13 protein-coding genes are annotated in these 19,451 nt (G+C 53.0%); 2 read left to right on the top strand and 11 right to left on the bottom strand.

The window, feature by feature from the left end; translation table 11 throughout:
• Nucleotides 1–91: 91 nt before the first annotated feature.
• Nucleotides 92–403: a thioredoxin gene (gene trxA, locus ACKGJP_RS07470; protein WP_409345036.1), complete on the bottom strand. Its 312-nt coding sequence runs from the start codon at nucleotides 401–403 to the stop codon at nucleotides 92–94.
• Between the two features lie 378 nt (nucleotides 404–781).
• Here trxA and ACKGJP_RS07465 point away from each other — a divergent pair, with 378 nt between their 5' ends.
• Entirely contained in the window at nucleotides 782–922 is a 141-nt protein-coding gene (locus tag ACKGJP_RS07465) for a YqzM family protein (protein WP_409345035.1), read from the top strand.
• A 1,482-nt stretch (nucleotides 923–2,404) separates the two neighbouring features.
• Here the strand turns inward: ACKGJP_RS07465 and ACKGJP_RS07460 are convergent.
• Nucleotides 2,405–3,361, bottom strand: a complete 957-nt coding sequence (locus ACKGJP_RS07460; protein ID WP_409345034.1) for an AraC family transcriptional regulator — start codon at nucleotides 3,359–3,361, stop codon at nucleotides 2,405–2,407.
• Nucleotides 3,362–3,587: 226 nt separating this feature from the next.
• Here ACKGJP_RS07460 and ACKGJP_RS07455 point away from each other — a divergent pair, with 226 nt between their 5' ends.
• A complete protein-coding gene (locus ACKGJP_RS07455) occupies nucleotides 3,588–5,111 on the top strand; it encodes a sulfatase (RefSeq protein ID WP_409345033.1) in 1,524 nt (507 codons plus the stop codon).
• A 275-nt stretch (nucleotides 5,112–5,386) separates the two neighbouring features.
• Here the strand turns inward: ACKGJP_RS07455 and rocF are convergent, their stop codons facing one another.
• From rocF to ACKGJP_RS07410, 9 genes are all read right to left on the bottom strand, one after another.
• Nucleotides 5,387–6,301: an arginase gene (gene rocF / locus ACKGJP_RS07450; protein ID WP_409345032.1), complete on the bottom strand. Its 915-nt coding sequence runs from the start codon at nucleotides 6,299–6,301 to the stop codon at nucleotides 5,387–5,389.
• A gap of 46 nt (nucleotides 6,302–6,347) precedes the next feature.
• A complete protein-coding gene (locus tag ACKGJP_RS07445; protein WP_409345031.1) occupies nucleotides 6,348–7,541 on the bottom strand; it encodes an ornithine--oxo-acid transaminase in 1,194 nt (397 codons plus the stop codon).
• A gap of 234 nt (nucleotides 7,542–7,775) precedes the next feature.
• A complete protein-coding gene (locus tag ACKGJP_RS07440) occupies nucleotides 7,776–8,765 on the bottom strand; it encodes a lipoate--protein ligase (RefSeq protein WP_409345030.1) in 990 nt (329 codons plus the stop codon).
• A 354-nt stretch (nucleotides 8,766–9,119) separates the two neighbouring features.
• Nucleotides 9,120–10,067 (bottom strand): carbon-nitrogen hydrolase family protein, encoded by a 948-nt coding sequence (locus ACKGJP_RS07435; protein ID WP_409345029.1) that lies wholly within the window; start codon nucleotides 10,065–10,067, stop codon nucleotides 9,120–9,122.
• An 88-nt stretch (nucleotides 10,068–10,155) separates the two neighbouring features.
• Nucleotides 10,156–14,055, bottom strand: a complete 3,900-nt coding sequence (locus ACKGJP_RS07430; protein WP_409345028.1) for a DUF4838 domain-containing protein — start codon at nucleotides 14,053–14,055, stop codon at nucleotides 10,156–10,158.
• 415 nt (nucleotides 14,056–14,470) lie between these two features.
• On the bottom strand, nucleotides 14,471–15,430 hold the full coding sequence (locus ACKGJP_RS07425) for an alpha/beta fold hydrolase (protein WP_409345027.1): 960 nt from the start codon (nucleotides 15,428–15,430) through the stop codon (nucleotides 14,471–14,473).
• 86 nt (nucleotides 15,431–15,516) lie between these two features.
• Nucleotides 15,517–16,527, bottom strand: a complete 1,011-nt coding sequence (locus ACKGJP_RS07420) for a hypothetical protein (protein ID WP_409345026.1) — start codon at nucleotides 16,525–16,527, stop codon at nucleotides 15,517–15,519.
• A 96-nt stretch (nucleotides 16,528–16,623) separates the two neighbouring features.
• Nucleotides 16,624–16,932 (bottom strand): hypothetical protein, encoded by a 309-nt coding sequence (locus ACKGJP_RS07415; RefSeq protein WP_409345025.1) that lies wholly within the window; start codon nucleotides 16,930–16,932, stop codon nucleotides 16,624–16,626.
• Between the two features lie 43 nt (nucleotides 16,933–16,975).
• Nucleotides 16,976–19,210: a helix-turn-helix domain-containing protein gene (locus tag ACKGJP_RS07410; RefSeq protein WP_409345024.1), complete on the bottom strand. Its 2,235-nt coding sequence runs from the start codon at nucleotides 19,208–19,210 to the stop codon at nucleotides 16,976–16,978.
• Nucleotides 19,211–19,451: the final 241 nt, after the last annotated feature.

The raw sequence follows: 19,451 nt of genomic DNA, 5'->3' as shown, positions 1-19,451 counted from the left end.
TCACCCGCGAGGGGCGCTGCAACTTGCTTCCTAGCAAGTTACAGTATAGCAGAAAAAGAGCTTTTCGCACATGTGTTCGCTTTGCTGCAAATTATTGGTGGCGCGCTACGAAGTTTTTCAGATCGTCCTTCGATTTAAAGCCGACCACTTTGTCGACGGGTTGTCCGTCTTTAAACAGAATCAGCGTCGGAATGCTCATAACGCCGAAACGTCCGGCCGACTCTTGGTTGTCGTCGACGTTCACCTTCGCGATTTTGATTTCTACTTCTTTATCCAGCTCTTCCAGTACCGGTGCCAGCATTTTGCACGGACCGCACCATGGAGCCCAAAAATCAACCAACACCGTACCGGTGCTTTCGACTTCGCCTTTAAAGGATTGATCGGTTACGCTAACTATAGCCATGGTTCTTCCTCCATTCGTATCAATCAGTCATCTTCCTTATGATACAATAGCAGCTATCAACATGTAAAGTATACCCCGCCAATGTATATTTCATGAGCTCGAATTCATTCCAGCCCAGCCGTCTTCCGGTCTTGTTTCAGAATTGTCACAACTCCCCTGCCCGAATGCTTTACAATTTGGCGGAAAGTTGGGTATACTACTCCTTAGAACATTAAGGAAACGGCGGTTTGACGGCTCGCCGCCTATAAAGCTGCGTATTTGTAAGCAGCGTCGGCCGGTGCACTTTGCCAGCGGCCCTGTCGAAACGATCAAAAGCGGCAAGCTTTACGGCGTGCCTAGAAGCAATCTTTATCCGATCAGGAGTTAGGAGGTCATCCCATGAGCGATCCAAAACATCCGGAACTGCACGTAAACGAAGAACCGCGCAATGACTTTTTAGACGTAGGCATTGGCTTTGGCGTTATGTTCGGCGTTTGCCTGATTATTGCGGTGGTAGCCACAATCATTACGCTTTACTAAAAGGAAAGCTCCTCGAGAGCTTAAGAAACCGTCGGATTCATTCCGGCGGTTTTTGCTATGAACGGGAGCCAGCTGAACGGGCAGGTTTACGTTTATGCTTGCCGTACACGCGGGAGCTTGAGTCCGGAGGGTGAGTGTGGAGCTTGAGTGCGGAGCTTGAGTGCGGAGGCGTGAAATCGGAGGGTGAGAGCGGGTAAGCATTTTTGCGCACACAGATGCTGTGAAGGGGTTGTTGAGCATTTCCGTTCCATAGTGAACTTTGCTTCACTATTAGTGAAGCAAAGTTCACTATCCCGGGGCAGAAATAAGCTTTACCTGCGAATAGTGAACCAGACGTCGCTATTTTGCCGTTAGGTTCACTAATAGTGAAGCTGGGTTCATTATCGGGTTTATTAAACCCCAATTCAGCTCAAATAATGAACTTTAGTTCATTATTAGTGAAGCTAGATTCACTAACTCTCATCTACAGCAGTTCTCTGTGCTGCATCGCACTCACCAGCTTGTCAAAGTCGGTTCCTCGCCAGAAGGAGCCTCGAATCTGGTGCACAGCTCCCAGCGCGCGGTGGGGCGACACGTGTTGGCAGTCGACCATTCAATGCTTAATGCTCCGCAGTACCCTAGTTTCATTGCTCACCACTCAGGTTCTTTGCACACTACTCAGCTCTTAGCACCCTGCTCAACTCTTAGCACACTTTCAGGTCTTAGCACACTACTTAGGTTTTTTATACACTACTCAGGCTCTTTGCACACTACTCAGCTCTTTGCACACTAAACAGCTCTTAGCACACTACTCAGGCTCTTTGCACTCTACTCAGGTCTTAGCACACTACTTAGCTCTTTGCACACTATTCAGCTCTTTGCACACTACTCAAGTTCTTTGCACACTGCTCAGGTTCTTAGCACACTACTTCAGGTCTTAGCACACTACTCCATTCTTAGCACACTACTCAGGTCATAGCGCACTACTCAGGTCTTAGCACACTACTTCAGCTCTTAGCACACCACTCAGCTGCTCTTAGCACACTGCTCAGGTTCTTAGCACACTACACAGGCTCTTAGCACACTACTCAGGCTCTTAGCACACTACTTCAGGTCCTAGCACACTACTCAGGTTCTTTGCACACTACTTCAGGTCTTAGCACACTGCTTAGCTCTTTGCACACTACTCAGCTCTTAGCACACTGCTCAGCTCTTAGCACTCTGCTCAGGTTCTTTGCACACTACTTCAGGTCTTAGCACACTGCTTAGCTCTTTGCACACTACTCAGCTCTTTGCACACTACTTCAGGTCTTAGCACACTACTCAGCCCTTATCCCCCTCCTGCTTATCTGACCCTCGACTCAGCTTTATCATATCTTTACTATGCGTCTAAGCACTTAACAAGCGCACCAGGCATGCCTGCACATTTGTTCTCCCGTTCCGCCTTTCTTCCCGCCTAAACCCCTTATTTGTATGCCCTATACCCCACCGAACTGCTCTCCCTCACTTACCAGCAAAATTTTCTGTGCTTTCGCCATCCTCATACTTGGCAATGCTTTCATTACTCTCTCTGAATTTGCTGGGAGGCAGGCCGTAGTACCGGCTGAACGCGCGCGTAAAAGCAAATAAATCGGGGTAACCGAGCGACAGCGCGATTTCCGTTACGGGCAGCGCCGATTCTTGCAGCATACCCGCCGCCTTCTCCATCCGCAGCTTCTGCAGGAAGCGCATAGGCGAGTCGCCCGTCTGCCGCGTAAAGACGACGGAAAAGTGCGAGCGGGAAACACCTGCATGCTTTGCCGCATCATCTACCGATATCCCTTCCATAAAATGCGTGCGCATGAAGGCTTCGCTTCGTTCCACCCATTCATTCTGCTTGGGTGCCGTATTCGGATGCTGCCGTTGTGCCTCGATCCGGTCGAACAAGCGATACAGCAGCGACACCAGCTTCAAATAGCTCCCGGTTCCCCCGGATTCGCGCTGCAAGGAACAACGGAATTGTCCGAGGAGCTCCTCGAACGCTTCTCGGGCCTCCCCTTTATATGCCGAACGTGCATAAGGACACTGCGGCTTCAACCCGCCAAGCTCGAGCAGCCATCTTGACTGCCCTCCGTTAAACGCCGCCCAGCCTAGCAAAAGCGGCGCACAGGAAGGCACGATTTTGTAATCGTAAGTCACGCCCGGGAACAAGCAGAACATATCGCCCTTTTCCAGCTCAACCGTCTCCGTACCGAAGGACAAGCTTACTTTTCCGGAACGGACGGCATGCAGACTGTACCACTCGATAATTTTAGGCCCTACCCGGTAATTGGTCTTGGCCACATTCGTTCCGGCCCGAACCGGCCAAATACCGCTATCCTTCTCCCACCCGGAGGGGGCATAAAGCAGATGCTCCGCAAACTCGTGACCGTACTCCGTCATCCCGGCCGTTTCCGCCGAAAATTTCTCCTTAGTCCTCATTCCGCTACCTCCCGCACGTCTTCCCGGTCATCCGAGCCGATGTTTTCTCCTTCATCCTCATTCCGTTACCTCCCGCAACGTCCGGCATCAGCACTAACCGTTCTATACCAATCACCGAACAAAATGACAATCGAACCAAACCGAATGCCATTCTGTCTCAGCGACAGTTCCATTATGATAAATACATAAATGCGCACGAATAGTATAACAAAACGGAGGCCACCCGATGACGACTAAACCAAAAAAAACGAACATTTTGCTAATCACAAGCGATCAGCAGCATTGGAATACGATCGGGGCGTTTAACCCCGAGCTATCTACGCCGAACCTGGACCGGCTTGTCCGCGAAGGGACGACATACACCCGGGCCTACTGCCCCAACCCGACCTGCATGCCGACGCGCGCCTCGATCATAACCGGACAATATCCGAGCCAGCATGGCGCATGGACGCTAGGCACGAAGCTGCTTGAGGACCGGCATACGGTCGGCGAGGATTTTATGAAAGCCGGCTACCGGACGGCGCTTGTCGGCAAAGCGCATTTCCAGCCGCTGCGCGGAACCGACGAATATCCGTCGCTGGAGTCGTACCCGCTTTTGCAGGATTTGGAATACTGGCGGGACTTCGAAGGGCCGTTCTACGGCTTCGAGCGTGCGGAACTGGCGCGCAATCATACGAATGAGGCTCATGTCGGCCAGCATTACGCGCTGTGGATGGAGGAGAAGGGCTGTACGAACTGGCGGGATTATTTCTTGGCGCCAACCGGAACGATGGATCGCTCGATCAAGCATTCCTGGCCGATTCCGGAGGACTACCACTACAATACGTGGATTGCCGAACGATCCAATTCGCTGCTGGAAGGATACAAGGAGCAGGATGAGCCGTTTTTCTTGTGGGCGAGCTTTTTCGATCCGCACCCGGACTACCTGGCGCCAGCGCCATGGGATACGATGTACGACCCCGACAAGCTGACGATACCGTCGGTAACGCCGGGCGAGCACGTAAACAACCCGCCTCATTTCGGCATGACCCAAGAGAGGAAGCCGGACTTCTCCCACTTGCGCGAAACCGGAATCGGCATTCACGGCTATCATTCGCATCTGATCGACGACGAAAATGAGCGTAAGCGGCTGGTAGCCACGTATTACGGCATGATCAGCCTGATGGACAAATATATCGGCCGCATTCTCGACAAGCTCGACGAGCTCGGCCTTTCGGAAAATACCGTTGTCGTATTTACGACCGACCACGGCCATTTCTTCGGTCAGCACGGCTTGCAGGCCAAAGGCGGCTTCCACTACGAGGACCTAATCAAGCTTCCGTTCATCGTCCGCTATCCGGGCCAGGTCCCCGCCGGGCGGGTCAGCCCGTCCATACAGTCGCTTGTCGACCTGGCGCCAACCTTCCTGAGCCTGTGCGGCATTGCCGTTCCGCATGCGATGACCGGACTCGATCAAAGCAAAGTATGGCTCGGCGAACAGGAGCAAGCGCGCGATCACGCGATCTGCGAATTCCGTCATGAGCCGACGACCATCCACCAAAAAACGTACGTAAACGACCGCTATAAGCTGACGGTCTACTACAACCAAACGTACGGCGAGCTGTTCGACCTTCAGGAGGATCCCGGAGAGCTGAACAATCGATGGGACGATGCGGATTACAGCCGGATAAAGAGCGAACTGATGCTCAAGTTCCTCTGGGCTGAGCTAGGCAAAGAGTCTATGCCGATGCCTCGGATCTGGGGGGCGTAAAGCCTCGACAACAATCCAAGCCCCCGCTAAACGGACTGCTTCCTTGACGGAAGCAGTCTTTTTTCATGAAGAAGCATGGCGCAGTTGGTTCTGTTTGTTCTCTGCTTCGTCATGTATTTTGCATTCATACCGGTTTCACAGCTGGATTCGAACAGCTGTTGTCCATACGCCGGAATCAGCAGCCGCAGAATACCGCGTTCGACCGGCAATCATAAAAAGAAGGCTGTACGAAAGCAAACCGTTTGCTTCCGTACAGCCTTGCTTTGCCCTAACGGCTACATGATCTTCTCGCCCATAAGCGACGCGATCAGCTCGACCGCCGCCTTCGCCGTTTGATTCTGGATGTCGAGCGTCGGGTTCACCTCGACGAATTCGGCGCTAGTCACCACCCCTGCGTCCGCGAGCAGTTCCATGGCGAGCAGGCTTTCCCGCAAACTGATGCCCGACGGTACAGGCGTTCCCACTCCCGGCGCGTCCCTCGGATCCACTCCATCCAGATCGAGGCTAAGGTGAACGCCGTCCGTACCGTCGGACACGATTTCGATCGCCCGCTCCATCACCTTGGTTATGCCCAACCGGTCGACTTCATGCATCGTGAACACCGTTACGCCGAGCTTCTTCAGAAATACCCGTTCCCCCGGGTCAAGCGAACGGGCGCCGATGATGACGACGTGTTCCGGCTTCACCTTCGGACGATCTCCTCCGATAGCGGTCAGCAGCGGGTGCCCGTAGCCCATCGCGACGGCAAGCGCCATGCCGTGAATATTGCCAGAGGGCGACGTTTCCGCCGTATTGACGTCGCCGTGGGAATCGTACCAGATGACGCCGACATCCGCTTTTTGCCTTCGCAGACCGGCCAGCGTGCCGATAGCAATGCTGTGATCGCCGCCCAGAACCAGCGGAAACCGGCCCCTGGCGACAGCGCCTTCCACCGTTTCGCAAAGCTCCTCGTTCACCCTAACGATCTCGTATAAGTATTTCAAATTGGATTCCGGCACGTCGGAATGATGCTTCGCTCTTCTGACGACCAGATCGCCTTCGTCGGCGACGTTGAAGCCAAGCTCCTCCAGCCTCTGCTCCACGCCTGCGCACCGGATGCTGCTCGGCCCCATATCGACGCCTCGCCGATCGGCTCCGAGATCCATCGGCACCCCGATGATCGACAATTCCTTCCCTACCCGTCCATTCATAGCGGCAGCCTCCCCATCGGTCGTATCGTCTGTCGGCAAAGCATCGCTATCCGGCCAGCACGCCCGCTATCCTTTCCAACGCCCAATCGAGCTGTTCCTTCGTCACCGTCAGCGGCGGGGCCAGGCGAATCGTGTGGTCATGCGTTTCTTTGCACAAGAGGCCTTCCGCCATCAAACGCTCGCAATACGGGCGCGCTTTCTCGTACAGCTCGATGCCGATAAACAGCCCTTTGCCGCGAATTTCGCGAACGAGCGGGCTTTCCAGCCTCTCGAGTCCTTCCTTCAAGTACGCGCCCAGCATCAGCGAGCGTTCCGCCAGTCCTTCCTCTTCCAGCACCCGGATCGCGGAAACCGCCACCGCGCAGGCGAGCGGATTGCCGCCGAACGTCGAGCCGTGCGAGCCGGGCTCGAACACGCCGAGCACTTCGGTACTCGCAGCTACGGCGGATACCGGGTAAACGCCGCCGCCCAGCGCCTTCCCCAAAATATAGACGTCAGGCACGACGTCCTCCCAATCGCAGCAAAACGTTTTGCCCGTCCGGCCTAAACCGGTCTGGATTTCGTCGGCCATCAGCAGCACGTCGTTCCGCTTGCATATCGCCGCCGCTTCCCGCAAATATCCGTCAGGCGGCAGGACGATCCCCGCTTCGCCTTGAATCGGTTCTACCAGAAACGCCGCCGTCTCCGGCGTGATCGCTTCCTCCAGCGCACGCGCATCGCCGTACGGTATTGTTCGAAACCCAGGCGTGAACGGACCGAAGCCCCGTTTGTACGCCTCTTCGGAAGAGAACGAAGTGATCGTGACCGTCCTGCCGTGAAAATTGCCTTCGCAAACGATGATTTCAGCCTGGTGAGCAGGCACCTTTTTGACGTCGTACGCCCAGCGTCTCGCCGCTTTGATCGCCGTCTCCACCGCTTCCGCGCCGGTATTCATCGGAAGGAACATCTCCTTCGACGTCAACTTGGCCAACCGTTCGTACAGCTCGGCAAGCGTTTCGTTATGAAAGGCCCTGGACGTCAGCGTCACCTTATCCGCCTGTTCCTTGAGCGCCGACACGACCGCCAGATGCCGGTGGCCAAAATTGAGCGCGGAATAACTGCTCAGCATATCCATATACCGGTTGCCTTCCGGATCCTCGACCCATACCCCTTCAGCACGGGAAATGACAATCGGCAGCGGGTTGTAATTTTTTGCGCCGAGCGCTGAGGTTCGAGCGATAATGTTCTGCGATTTCGTCATGCGATAATCCTCCTCTCACAGGTAACAACAAAATACCTTACCGAGAAATCGAACGATCCGCGAAGACTGACGAGGAATCTTATACAAACACAACCCGCAGACTGTAAACGCTTACTATTCGATGTACTTTCATTATACGCACGGTCGTCTGCGAACGATACGGGAACATTTTTACAATAACCGGAAAGCCGAATAACCCCCGCTTCTCTAAACGGGGGCCTCGCCGGTACAATCTCAAAACATAAGCTCCAGCCACTGTTCCTTCGTGATCGGACCGAAATACAGGGTCAAATCGCTGCTATCCAGCAGCTCGCGCACAGCCGTCTCGTCGTACTTCAAGCCGACCAGTCTTTCTGCGAATGCCTCGGAATCCAAAGCGCCGAAAAAGTCGCCGTATATGGCCGCTTCCGCAATTTGGCCGTTCTTGACGTCCAACCGGACGTCGAACGTGCCGACGCCCTCGATCCGCTTCGTATGCCTGATGTTGAAGGCCGGCGATTTGCCGTAATTCCAATCCCAGTTTCGGTATCGTTCGTCGGCCAGCTTGCGCACCGCCTCCCAATCCGCTTCCGATAGCTTGTACTCGGGGACGTCCGTTCCGCCGAATATCGAGTCCAGCAGCTTGTGTCTGAATTCGCTGACGGTGAGGGGCTCGCGCAAAAACTCGGAAATGTTCGCCACCCGGCTGCGGATCGATTTGACGCCCTTGGATTTGATTTTCTCGGGATTGACATTCAGCGCCGAAACCACATTCTCGATCTCGGAATCGAACATCAGCGTGCCGTGGCTGAACATGCGGCCTTTCGTGGAATATTGCGCGTTGCCCGAAATTTTCCGTTCTCCGACCTGAATGTCGTTCCGTCCGGTCAGCTCCGCCTCGACGCCGAGCCCGTGAAGCGCCTTTACGACCGGTTCCGTGAATTTGCGGTAGTTATGAAAAGACTTGCCGTCGTCGTTCGTGATGAAGCTGAAATTCAGGTTGCCGAGATCGTGGTAAACCGCCCCGCCGCCTGACAAGCGGCGCACGACATGAATGCCGTTATCCTTAACGTAGGCAGCATTAATTTCTTCTACCGTATTCTGGTTTTTGCCGATGATGATAGATGGCTCATTGATATAGAAAAGCAAATAGTCTTCGCCGGCAGGGAAATGTTTAAGCGCATACTCCTCCAGTGCCAAATTCAGCGCCGGATCGGTCATGCCCCGATTGTCGATAAACAACATAAGCAGGTTCTCCTTGTTCCTATTCGTGTTGAGTTGCCGTCAGCAGACGGACTCTCTTCACTATACCGCATTGGAACGGAAGGTTTCCACTTGTGCCAGGCACCGTGCTCGACTCCCAGCGCATCGGCGTCGATTGCTTATCCTACCGCAAGCTACGCAGTATCCTTTTCCAATAACGTTGACGCCTCCGGCAATTCGGGCCTGGTTACCGTCAGAAGTCAATCCGCCTCGAACGTACGTATCGTACCTACAAGATCTTAAACGGCGGGGCGGTCACGCAGATCGATTTCCAAACGGTAACGGTAATCGCGAAATTATTCTATGCTTTCATCAATTCCCAATTTAGCGCTTGCTTTAAGGCTCAACATTGCCCGGCAAAGATTGAAAAGCAAGCGACCGCTTTAAGTAATCGCAGAAGGTTTCCAGCTCGTATTCCTGCACCAGCTGATTGACCGTGAGCGACTCCGATTCGCTCGATATTTGGACCGCTCCGACATAACCCGGCTCGACAATGCGCACCTGTTCCCCGTACTTTTCTTTCATGGCGGTGAGTTTTTCCCAGTGACCGTTGAGGTGGCAGAGCACGTAATCCAAATTAACCTTTTCCGTGAAGCTGTCGAAATAGTTCGTATTCGTCCGGAGTACTTGACCGAGCGGAGAAATGAGCTGACTCGGGTAGGACTGGCTGATCGCGCTGACGAAAAACGATCCGCATGAATACGCCCAGTACTGCTGCATCAGCCCGCCATGATACATGGAGACGAAGACGAGCAAATCCGGCTTTACCTTCACGTACATTTCCCTCAAGCGGTCGAAATTCAGATCGAAGCAAATGACGAATGCCACCGTTCCGAAATCGCACTGCAAAACCGGCGCGTCTTTGCCGCCTAATACCCCATCGACCGAGATTTCGATATCGACCGGATGGTTCTTGTTATAGATCCCGACGATCTCCCCGTCTCTGCCGATCAATTCCACGGAATTCCGCCAGGTTCCGTCTTTCACCTGCCGCAGGCGAGGATACGCGATGTAGCAGCTCTGCTGCTTGGCCGTTTCGCGCATCATCGTCAAAATGGAATCCCCACGGCATCCGTAAAACTCCTTGAGCCGCTCCCCCATGAAGCTGCGCGGCATATCGCACACCTCGGGAAGCACGATCAGATCGGGGCGGTCGGGCAAAACCCGGCTCAGCTTGCCGCGCAAATGCTCCTTCATCGCTTCAACGGCTTCGCGCATATTCAAACTCGGGTCGATTTCCTTGTAGTCGCAGCCGATCGAGCTGATTTTCGCAAATCTCGACATGAATATTCCTCCTTCGAAACAAACCAGGTTCTTTTCAAGAAACGCGAAGGTTGGATGAGTCCGAATAAAAGGGACTTTTTAAATTCCTCTAATACTGATAAATCTCCACATCGTCAATATAAATCTTGCTTTCCGCAGGCAGCCCTTCAATCAGCACGACAAGCTGCGCGTAATCAATTTCGAAGCCGTTTACGGTCTCGGGGATTTCGCCAAAAAGGTCAATGGATTCCCAGCCTTTACCCGCATAGTCCGCCAATCGTTTGGATTCGGAACGTAAGGCGAAGAAAACGGTCGTTTCGTTTTTCAGGCGGTAGTGGAAAATCAATTGGAGCGTGCCGTTCGCCGTCACTGTATTTTCCGGCACTTTAAAGTAAAGCCTTCCAGCGAGCGGTCCGGGTTTGGTCGTCAAATTTTGCAAGACGCCCCCCATGCTGCCGCCGCCTGCAAGCTGAATGCCTACACCGGCTTGACCGGAGTACACATGCTCCGTAACGGTGCTCTGCTTCGCGACGGTGAGCCATTCCGCCCAACCATTCGGCATCTGATTCGTTGCCGTTTCAAATGAACCGTTCACGGTAAGGGAAGGCGGCCCGGCAAGGATCTTCTCCAACGTTTGGGCGATTTGCTTCGTTCTTGGATCCGCGCTTTCCGTATAGCCATGAAGCCTGTCGCTAATCGGCCCTCCTGAAGGCTCATTCCGTTTAACGTAATCGACTATTTTCCAGAATTGACCGGCAAGATTCGGGGTCCCGCTCCACGTAAGCCCGAAAATGCGCGGGTCGAGGGGATGCAGCAGAACAGGATCGTTTTTAAAGGATTCAAGCAGCTGTATGCGTTTCTCGGTCCACTCGCTTCCGGCATCTTCTTCGCTGAATAGCTGCTCGATCGCTAGGTTTATATCCCCGCCCGAGCCGGAATTTGCTTTGGAATACATATAACTGACGGCCGAGGCCTCGTAGTATTCGAATGCCCGCAGTAACAGCGCGGCACGCGCTTTTTGCTTATCCGTCACGGCTTTGGCCAGCGCCGACTCCAGCAGCTGCCTGCTGACCGCAATATCCTCCATGGTGACTAAGTCGAGATAGATCGGGTCGGAGAACATTAAATAGATGCTATTTTTATACTTCTGGAACCATGCCGAGTTCGGGATACGCTGTGTCCAAAATTCCTCCCAATGCGCATAATATGCGGCCAAATCGGGCGCAGCTTCCGGACCTACCGCTCTTTCGTACCATTCCTGCAGGAGCGTATCGACATCCTGATCCGGATTCCATTGCAGCTTGGCGGACAGCCATGCTTTCGGACCTTCTCCCCAGTTCGGGTAAATTTCCGCGTACTGTACCGATACGCCCATTTGCTTCGCTTTCGCGTAGTTGTCCGCCATCAGATGAGAATAAATCCGCGGTACGGCATATGGGGTGCCATAAATGTAATCGTACCATCCCGTGCTCGTTGCAACCTCGCTCCACTGCTCCATCAACTGATCGTCAGCCGCTTCCACCTGCGGATCGAGCCAAGCCATCCGGTCTTTCGTCAGAACGGGTACGACGCGTGGATTCAGCGCGAATGACGGAGGATCGATGACGTTTTCATAGGCCAGCACGCCGAACCATTTGTTAGGGAACACCTTTAATACTTCTTCGGCCACCTGGTTAACCCAATTGTAGTAAATGTCCGACATGTCGTGAAACCCTTTGGAATTGACTTTCCCCGTATACATCGGATGATTCGGGTTCTCTTCGCAGAAGCCGCCCGAATCGTTCACGCCGAGCGAATAGCTGACTTGATCCGGGTTGTCCGTGAAAAACTTGACGATCGTCTTCACGGCTTCCGTCACCGTAGCGGGCTCGGAGTAGCAAGGCTGCCATCCGGAAATATCCTGAGCTGACGGAATGAACCTTTGTCCGTTGATGATCGGATAAAACTCCGGATGGCTCGTTCCGTATTTCGCTCCCGGAAACATCAAATACATATTGTGATAGGCGTTAAAACGCCAAGGCAGACGATTTTCCCGCGCCCATTCAAACTGAACGGGACCTGTTTGATTGGTAGGCATCGTCATCGGACTTAAGATCCTGGACATAAAAGCCGGCTCCTGTTTTACTGTCCCGCCGGGCACTAGAATGGAGGACTTTTGCGGAACATCCGCTCCATCCGGTCCCGGCAGCAGCCAACGAACCCCGACGTAACGCTCGATAAACTCATATACGCCGTGTTCTGTCCCTGCAGATGTTTTCCCGGCAATCGCCATTCCGCCGTTACCAGCTTCGATAATAAAGCCTTCATCGTCCATTGACGGCAAAGCGCTTCGCGAGCTCGCACTTAACTGAGCGGTGCTGCCTACATAGATAGGCAATTTATCGCTTATGTTACTGCTCATCCATGCGAACTCATCCATGATCGGCAGCCTCGCTCCGGTTGATTGCTCCACATAGCCGGCAATTTTGGCGGCGGCTTGTATAACACGCTGATCGGCATTAGCGGCGTGCACGATGACCGCTTGGCCGGTGCCTTCATTTACAACCGCATAGGTTGTCGGCTCAGGTGTCGGTGTCGCTGTAGGTGTTGATGTCGGCGTTGGCGTCGATGTCGGTGTCGGTGTCGGTGTCGGTGTCGGTGTCGGCGTCGACGACGTTGATTCCGACGCCGGCGATGCTGTCGACCCGGGCAGCTGTACGGTACCCGACTGCTCCAGCTTAGCCGGCGGCTTCTCGAACGAAGATTGCTTCGCCTTCGTACCCAAGATGGCAAGTAAAATTGAGCCTGCTCCCGCAGTCTTAATTGCTGCTTCCAATTCAAGCCGGGTGATGACGGCTCCTTCTCCGATATTGGCGCTTACGCCTAACGCACTTTCGTATACACGAAGCTGTTTAATGGCCCCCTTCGCAAAATCGACGGTAACTCCGCCAGAGTAAACGCTTACAGTTTGGAAAGAGCCGAGCAGCTTCACGATCGATCCGTCAGGCAGCTCCTCGCCGATCACAACCTCGGCAAAACCGCTTCCTTCCAATATTGCCGGAGTCAGAAGCGTAACGGAGGACAGCGTGCTCGAACCCGACGCATGGATGCGCACCGTATTGTTTTTGTTGTTCACAACCACGGTAAGAAGAATGGAGTCGGCTGCATGAATGCTGTTGGCTCCTCCGCCCTCTACGATCGTTTTTCCCTTTACAGTAACGTTGCTCAACGTCACGTTCCCTTCGCCGATCCCTTCGCCCAGCAGCAAATCGCCGTTAATATGCATGTTCTGCAAAGTAACGCCAGGTACGGCAACAACGATATTTTTGCCAACCGACTGAATGCCTGCGGCAGGACCATATGTACCGGGCTTGTCGTAAACATCCTGTCCCCTGGCAGCTTTAGCGCGGCTCGCGATAACAACGGCTTCCGCGAGGCTGATCGGGTTTTTCGGCCTGAAGGAACGGTCTTCGTACCCGCTCATCACGTTCGCAGCGACGATCGCGTCGACCCCGTCCATGCTCCACGAAGCGATATCGCCGGCATCCTTGAAGCTTCTCGCGCCGCCTCCGCCGGAAGGTGCCGCCAGTTGAACGATCCGGTTCAGCATAACGGCCGCTTCTTCGCGGCTGACCTGCTTGTCGATGCCGATTGTGAGGTCTTCATAGCCCCGGATATAGGCAGCCTTGACAGCTCGGGCCGCTTCCGTATACGCCAAGTCGCCCGCTTGCAAATCCTTGAAATCGATGGACGCTTCTTCCGTGAAGCCGAAGGAGCGGTTGACGATAGCCATAAATTCGCCTCTCGTAATCGTACGGTCAGGCAGAATCGAGCCGGAAACATCTCCTTGAATGACCCCATTGTCAATCGCTTGAAGCAGCTCCTCGCTCGCCCAATGCCCGGCAATTCCCTCGTAGCTTCCGTTCGTTTTCGCCGGATTTGCAGCGGCGACATTCCCCGCTGCCGTACTGAACAGCATGCAGATCAGCAGCAGCAGCGGTATGACTCTTTGACGTTTGAAACCTGCCATTCTTTCACCTCCATGTTTTTGGAACCGCATTCCGGACGGCTGTCGCCGAATAAGCGGCCTGGGTTCATCATAGAAACCGGAGACGCCGAACGCCATATGCCATTTTGCATAACGTGTTCCATTTTGCATGACATGAAAAATGGAATACGAGGATGCGAGTACGGCTACCTTTCCCCGCCTGTAGTCCGAAAACGCTTACTTGCAGCGAGTATTTTGCTCGGCAAAATGGTGAATCCGTTCTCCAAGCCGGCAAAATCGGACTCCAGTGTAAGGCGAACCTCCATTCCTTGCTCCAAGTGGGCTAATTCGGACTACAGCATCCTTAATGGCGGCATCGTAGGGATGATGAACGGCTTTGCCGTCCTTTAAAGGACTGGCGCTTTTACCATTAAAATATAAGCGCTTGAAAAATAGCTTATAAACCAAGCATAAACTGCACCGTCTTGTCCCCGAAGCCCGGCAAAATCTCATGCCCGTAGTCCGGGTAAAGCTCCAGCGTTTTAGGCGCCGTAATCTTATTGAACGGAGCGAATTGCGTGGACGGCGGGCAGACGGTATCCATCAGTCCTACGCCCATCATCGTTTCGCCTCGTATTCGCCCGGCCAGATGCTGGACGTCGATATAGCCGAGCTTCGTGAAAATTTCTTTTTCTCTTGCATGCTCAGGATCATGATTCCGGAAAAATAGCTTAAGCTCCTCGTAGGCATCCTTTGCCAAATCCATTTCATACACTCTTTGATAGTCGCTAAGGAACGGCACCATGAGCGCTAGCCGTTTAATCCTCGGCTCCAGGGCTGCACAGGCCAGCGTCAGCCCGCCGCCTTGCGACACGCCCATTGCCCCGACCCGATCCGGGTCCACCTCCGGCAAATTCATCACGATACCGGCCAATTGAGCCGTGTCCAGAAAAATATGCCGAAGCAACAGGTTATCCGGGTGATCGTCCAAGCCCCGTATAATATGCCCCTTCTGAGTTGTCCCCTTTACGCCCCCGGTATCCTCGGATAATCCGCCCTGCCCCCTGCAGTCCATCGCCACAACCGAGAACCCCAACAGCGCATAAATCAATTTATCCGACCAATCTCCGGCATTTACGGAATAACCGTGAAACTGCACGATGGCCGGATGAGGCTCCGCCACACGCTTAGGCCGGATATATTTGGCGTGGATGCGCGCTCCGCGAACGCCTGTAAAATATAAATCGAAGCATTCGGCAAAAGGAACCTGAAATTCGCTTTTCACGAGCTCAAGCTGCCCGTCCGTCGCCTTCATTTCCGCTAAAGCACGTTCCCAATAGGAATCAAAGTCTTCCGGACGCGGATTCGTTCCTTCATACTTCTTCAAGCTTTCCAAAGGCATATCGATCAATGGCATTTCATCTCTTCCTCTCAACTAATCTGATTATTGCACCACCCGAAGCTCTTAGAGGCGGCGCTTCACATCATGACGGCGGCCGGCCGCTAATAGATTTCCAACCGGCCCAGCTTAACGGATTGTCCCGGCGCATAATTGCCCGTTTTCACGACGACCTGCATTTGCGTCACGCTCGCCAAGTCTGCGGACTGGGATGCGTCCTCAAGAATGTCAAGCGAAGACCACCCTCCTGCGGCAGCCGCTAAGGACAAAACTGCGGAGCGCAATTCAACCACAGCTTCGCCTTGCGAATTCAATCCGCGCAAAATGAGCTCAACCGTTCCCTTCGTCGTACCCTCAGGCGCATAACATTTTGCTCGTCCCGCAATTAGCCCTCTGCTGAGAGTCAATGCATCGCTAGCCAACAGCGTACCTGCATCCGCAGCGCCGTTTTCCGCCGCGCTTGCCTCCACTTGACGTCCCGCATCGAAAGCAAACAGCGGAGAGGAGCCGCTCGTCGCATTTTGGAGCAGCTGCGCATATTCCTTCATGTTGCCGGATGCTTCGTCTTCAGCCAGCTCCTTGACCCGTTCGCGAACCGGTCCGCCGGCTTGCTCCCGCTCTCTCATATATTCCGCCAGACTCCAAAACTGCGAGGAATTCCACCCGCTCCAAATACGAAGTCCGTAAGCCAGACAGCCGTAAATATCGATGGGATGCTTCAAAATCGGATCGATTTGCAGCTTCTCGGCAATTTTCACCCGCTCTTGCGCCTGCTCGACTCTTCTGGCAATACTGCCGTCTTGCAGCATCGAAAGCGCAGTCCGGGCATCCGTCACGGGCTGTGCGTTACGCGGATAACTGAGCACGCTCGCTTCATAATAGTCGAATGCGTTTAGCAGCAATTGCGCCCGGCTTTTTTGCTTGTCCGTAGCCGCATGCATGACGGTAAGCTCCAGCAGGTTTCTGCAAGCCGACATCTCTTCGTCGCATATGAGATCCAGATACTGCGGATCGTTGAACAAAAGGTAGATCAGATCCTTACCTTTGCGGAACCATGCCGAATCCCGGATACGTGTGGTCCAAAACTTCTCCCAATGCTCGTAATAGGCCGCCAAATAAGGCGCCGCTTCAAGTCCGACTGCACGCTCGTACCATTCTCCAAGCAGCGCGTCAACATCGGCATGCGGATCCCAGAGCAGCTTGGCGGTAACTCAAGGCTTCGGCCCCTCTCCCCAATTCGGATATAACTCTGCGTACTGCACCGCGACACCGTGTTCAAGTGCATAGCGATAGTTGTCCGCCGCTTGGTGCAAATACATACGGGGCACCATATAAGGATTTCCGTAAATGTAATCGTACCAGCCGGTTAAAGTAGCGGCCCGCTCCCAATCATGAAGCAGCTTCCGGTCGGCGGCGGCCACCTCCAGATCGATCCAGGACCATAGCCCCCCGTCCTCCAAGGAAGATACACTTACGAACGCCCTGCTGCGGCCATGCTCGACAAGTGTCAAATGCTTCATTTCCGATTGTCTCCCCCAATCTTATATCGATGTATCCGCAAACCTATTCCAATTTATGATTCATCCGGCGAAATGCGCCCGGCGGGATACCCGTGAACTTTTTGAACAAACGAATGAACGAATTCGCGCTTTGGAAGCCGACCTGTTCGCCTATGTCATGCACTTTCATATTCGTCTCGAGCAGCAGCTCCTTCGCTTTGTTGATCCTCAGCTCGTTCAAATAATAGAGAAAATTCGTTTGCGTCTTTTCCTTAAAGAAGAGGGACAGGTAGCCGCTGGACAAATTGAATTTGTCCGCTACCGTTTCCAGCGATATATCCTTATGGTAATTGCGGTGGATATAGTTTAGAATCGAATCCTTCAATGGCTCCTGCACAGCCTTCTTCTCGCGGATCAAATACAGTGACGCTTCCAAAAACTCATGGAAAAAGACGAAATAGTCCTCGGCGACAGCGCATGTTTTCAGCTTCTCGTAAGGCGATTCTTTCCCCGGTATGGCGTCCGCATCGATATTGGCGGCAGTCAAAGCCTTCATAACGGCGGCAATGATTTCTCTGGAAAGATGCGTAAATTGATACAGATTCGCCTCATTGCCCGCTAATTTGCGAAGCAAGCGATCAACGGTCTGGATCGCCGCCTCGTTCCCCGCCTGCAAATGAGCGGCGAATTCCTGATCGAGCGAAGGAACGCGCAATACATGGGCGCTTTCCGGCACCGGCTCGACGATAAGCTGGGTGCCCGGCACCATTTTACGCAGCTGCAGCATCTCCAAAGTTTCCTCATAGGCCGTCGTAAATTCGGTGGAATCGCGCAAGACAAGATCGGACGCAATCGTGACGAGACAATAATCCTTGTCCCGGTCGAAAATCGTTTTCAAGCCTTGCAGGTTTGCCAGAAGTTCGTCTTTTTGATCTTGCCCTTTCACGAAAACCAACGATAAAATCTGATCCTTCTCGATCTGAATCGTTACGGCGTCCGAAAAATCGTCCATCAGGCTTCTTTGTATATATTGATCCATGTAGTAAATGCCTCTTGTCTGATCCTCGGGTGAAAACTTATGGAGCTTATTCGTGAAAGTCATGGAGTAGAGCACCAAATAGAACGGATTGCCCGACTCGAGCAAATCTTCCTCTACCTTATCGTAGCTCGAATAGATTCGTTTCATCTTGTTAATATAGTTGTATTTTTTGATGATCGAGTTTTGCCTGCTCAAATCGTTGCTGATTTCCTCGTTGATCACCATCATGTCGCCGATTTTGCCGCTGATGATATTAAATTCGTTAATGCTGCTCCCCGTTGGAAGCGCCTCGTTCGGCTTCTGGATCAGCTTGATGATTTGCTGTACCGGATGATGGAATCTCCAGCTCAGGAACACGGAGATCGCAATGCTGACGACAACGGCCGCTCCGAGTATGACCAGCAGCACGATATTCATTTGCTGGAGCTGGGCAGTGATCGTACTGTTGGGCACAACGCTGACATAGATCAGACCCGAATGCTTTCCTTTCGTGTAGAAATGCAAATTGCTTCCTTGACTCCAGTTCCCCTCATCCGCGCCTGCAAAAGCTTGCAAATCCTCCTTTTCGGGCAAATGCGACGGATCCGTATAGAATAGAACATCGCCTTCTTCATTGACAATATAGAAATCGTCCTCGATTCCGCGATAAAATGCCTTAAAAGTTTGACGGGCGTCCAGCAAGACGAGGAAATACATTTGCGGATTAAGACTGTTTTTGTAAATAATCGGAAACTGCTCACCTCTGGAAACGATCTGCTTGTCCAAGGTTCTCCGTTTAAATTCGGCGGCGGGAAACCATTTGTAGCGATACGCGTTTGAGACCTGCTCCTCCCAAAATGCGGCGGGGTAAGCGTCGCTAATTAATTCGATGCTTGTCAAATCCCCGATACTGCGTATCCCCTCTTTGCTGATTGCGGTTCCCGTGTCGCCGAAATAAACGACAATATCATCCGCGTAAAGCTGGCCGCCGCTTACATGCCGCTGGAGCTGGGACGCGAAAAGATTTAAAATTTTAAAATTGCCGGCCGACCGGTCGTTTATAATAAGGCTCATTTTCTCGTCGAAATAGAGAGTTGCAATGGTGGTGTCGATGAGCTCCAAATTTTTCTCATAGCTTTCCGCGGCATACTTCAAATTGAGACTGCTGAACTTCACAATCTCTTGCTGAACCTTCTTTTTGAAAAAGGAGAAAGACAAAAACTGAAACGCCGCCAGACATACGATGACGAGCAGGAAGCTCATGATCAGCCGATTCAGCAAGGACTGTTTCCTAAAGGTTGAGAGAAAAATATTCCACATTGGCGATCGGGCCCTCCGAGCGGTTATGGTGTTTGTCCGAACAATATAGCAGGATTTCAACGGCTTTAACATCACTTATAATTCATATTGTATTCCATTTTTCATGCCCGGCCGTTATTTATTACGATATGAAAAATTGCATCTACTATCAGCCTGCATACTGGGCTAGATTAAGAATCAGCACCGAGCCGCCGCAAGCTTC

It is taken from the genome of Paenibacillus litoralis (assembly GCF_046244365.1).
Lineage (GTDB): Bacteria > Bacillota > Bacilli > Paenibacillales > NBRC-103111 > Paenibacillus_V.
This window is presented reverse-complemented; position numbering and strand designations above follow the sequence as displayed.